This is a genomic window from Zhenpiania hominis (genome assembly GCF_014333425.1).
GTDB lineage: Bacteria > Bacillota > Clostridia > Peptostreptococcales > Anaerovoracaceae > Hominibacterium > Hominibacterium hominis.
The window spans coordinates 1-897 of the sequence record NZ_JACRYT010000065.1 but is presented as its reverse complement, the minus strand read 5'-3'; the positions used below and the strand labels follow the sequence as shown (position 1 = coordinate 897).

The 897-nt window shown below is 42.7% G+C and carries 2 protein-coding genes; both read left to right on the top strand.

Going from position 1 to position 897, the window contains the following annotated elements:
- Positions 1 to 105 precede the first annotated feature (105 nt).
- On the top strand, positions 106 to 363 hold the full coding sequence (locus tag H9L42_RS16745; RefSeq protein WP_187304534.1) for a hypothetical protein: 258 nt from the start codon (positions 106 to 108) through the stop codon (positions 361 to 363).
- A complete protein-coding gene (locus tag H9L42_RS16740) occupies positions 360 to 743 on the top strand; it encodes a hypothetical protein (RefSeq protein WP_187304533.1) in 384 nt (127 codons plus the stop codon). Before H9L42_RS16745 ends, H9L42_RS16740 begins: the two co-directional genes overlap by 4 nt.
- Positions 744 to 897: the final 154 nt, after the last annotated feature.

Genomic DNA, 897 nt, shown 5'->3' with positions numbered 1-897 from the left:
CATAGATTTGAGGCCATGCGACATGGACCCGGAGATTAATTGTCCAGACGGGACTAATGGATGTACAGAATGCAAAAAAAGATACTGGCTTACGGAGGTAGAATGATGAGATACGAACAACTGAAGAGCGGCGATATCTTCGCTGATTTATTCGGAACATACATAAAGACAAACTTCGGAGCCGCCGTCAATCTGAGAAGCGGAAAGCCTGCGATGTTCGAGGTCAGAGAGGAAGTAGAAAAGCGATGCTGCGGGACATGCTGCCACCGCAGAAAAGAGGAATGTATGAACATGAAAAGCTGGAGCTATGCTGAATACGTAGACAGGCTAAGTAAATGCAAAGAATGGGAGGGATTACTTTGAAAAATAGAGAGAAATATAAAAATGAATTAGTTAAAGTGTGTAAAAGTGGAGAATTAATGAAATTCTTTAATGACTATGTGGTTCCTACATACGATTGTGGCAATTATGAAGTTATAAATGCAGAAAAAGTTGCATTATTAACCGCACTCTGGCTCGATGAAGAATACAAAGAAGAGCCAGAAGTGGACTGGAGTAAAGTTGAGGTAGATACGCCAATCCTGGTGAGCATGAACGAAGAAGACTGGGGTTACTGGAGTCGCAGACATTTTGCAGAATACCGAGATGGAGTGGTATATGCCTTTAAGGATGGTGCAACTTCATGGACAACAAACTTAAAAACTGAATGGCCATATGCCAAGCTGGCAGAGCCGCAGGAATAAAAAACAGGAGGGAAAACGTGAGGGACTATTACTTAAAAAACAGCGATATGCCAGAGGATTTGTACAGACACACTCTTTGGATGATCAAAGGATACGACCGGATGAAAGAAGAATACGATAACGCGATATGGGATAGTCCCGAACCGCCAGACGG